Consider the following 1,698-nt stretch of genomic DNA (forward strand, 5'->3'; position numbering starts at 1 on the left):
CGAAAACCAGGCTCCTTTTTTATTGCCTATTGTATAGACTTTCACCTCAGTACCGTATTTTTCCGCAAAAAAGTGCATTGCACCTTCCTTTATGGCACCATCTAAACTCATCACCTCAAGTGTAACCGGCAAATCCTCTCTAATTTTAAGATTTATCATATCCTCAACATCTTTAATCTCTTTATCGGTCAGCTTTTGAGGATGGGAAAAATCAAAACGCAGCCTTTCCGAAGTAATATGGCTTCCTTTTTGACCAACATGCTCTCCCAAAATCTGCCTAAGTGCGGCATGTAAAAGATGTGTGGCAGTATGGAGCCTTGTCGTAATAACTGAGGCCTCCGCAAGTCCACCTTTAAACATTCCCGCCGATGCCGAACGGGACGATTCTTTATGTTTTTCGAACTCCGACTCAAAAGCGTTTTTCTCTTCGGCTGAAAACTGCATTCCATTCTGTTTGAGAATTTCCATGGTCAGCTCCAGAGGGAAACCCTCAGTTTGATAAAGATCAAAGGCGAATTCACCGTCGATGATCTTTCCCTCAGAGACTGCTTTCGTTAATTTTGCCAAGCCTCTTTTGAGAGCGGCCTCAAAACGGGTAGCCTCAGCTGTTAAATTCTCCTCGACAAACTCCCAATTTTTATTAACGTTCGGGTAAAATTTTTTGTACTCCTCTGCTATATGGGAAACGGCCCCGCCGGAAATACCCGATCCTAAAAGATGAAAATGAAACATTGCCCGCCTAATAAGCCTTCTTAAAACATATCCCTGAAGTTTATTCGAGGGTATAACACCTTCTGCCAACAAATTAACAGATGCTCTAAGGTGATCGGCAATAATTCTAAAACTTCTGTCTTTTTCCGATTCCGTTCCGTAATTTTGGCCAATTTCTTTCTCAATTTTTTGAATAGCCCCTAAAAACATATCAGTTTTGAAAATATCAGGGCTTTCCAAAAGAGCAGCGGCAACTCTCTCAAGTCCCCCTCCGAAATCAACATTTTTTTGTTTAAGTTCCACTAATTTTCCGTCTCCGGTTTTTTCATACTGCATAAAAACCGAGTTTCCGATTTCCATAAACTTGCCGCAGTCGCAATTCGGATGGCAAAATGAACCAAACTTAGGGTCATGCGCGACATTCTCAAACTCGTAAAAGACTTCGCTATCCGGTCCGCCAATTTCTCCCGGGGGCATTTGTTCCGGAGTCCCCGCCCTGCTCCACCAGTTTTTGGCAGCATCATAAAAATGAATGTGGCTTTCAGGAACTCCGATTTTCTTCCAAATTTCAAAAGATTCCGTATCTTTGGGAACACTCCCTCCTCCCTCAAAAACCGTGACATGGAGTCTTTCCGAAGGCAGCCCCAGCTCTTTTGTATAAAATTCCCAAATAAGATGAAGCAGATCATCCTTAAAATAATCCCCCAAACTCCAATTTCCAAGCATTTCAAAAAAAGTCGTGTGGCGGTTGTCTCCTACCTCCTCCAGATCCTGTAAACGAAGTGACGGCTGAGAGTCGGTTAAACGTTTTCCGTCAGGATGTTTCTCACCTTTAAGATATGGGACAAGTTGCTGCATTCCACTACTCGTAAAAAGGGTTGTCGGATCAGAATCTATAACAAGAGGGGATGTTGCAATTTTTACATGTCCGCGCTTTTTAAAAAAGTCTAAATATTTTTTCCGGATTTCATCTGTACTCATGGCTAA

At 42.3% G+C, this 1,698-nt stretch carries 1 protein-coding gene; it reads right to left on the reverse strand.

All coding sequences use genetic code 11. The annotated features are described in order from the left end of the window. The coding region (locus WC815_24100) for an alanine--tRNA ligase (protein ID MFA5911873.1) at nt 1-1,698 on the reverse strand (1,698 nt) is incomplete at both ends.

This window comes from Vicinamibacterales bacterium (genome assembly GCA_041659285.1).
GTDB lineage: Bacteria > Acidobacteriota > Vicinamibacteria > Vicinamibacterales > UBA2999 > 12-FULL-67-14b.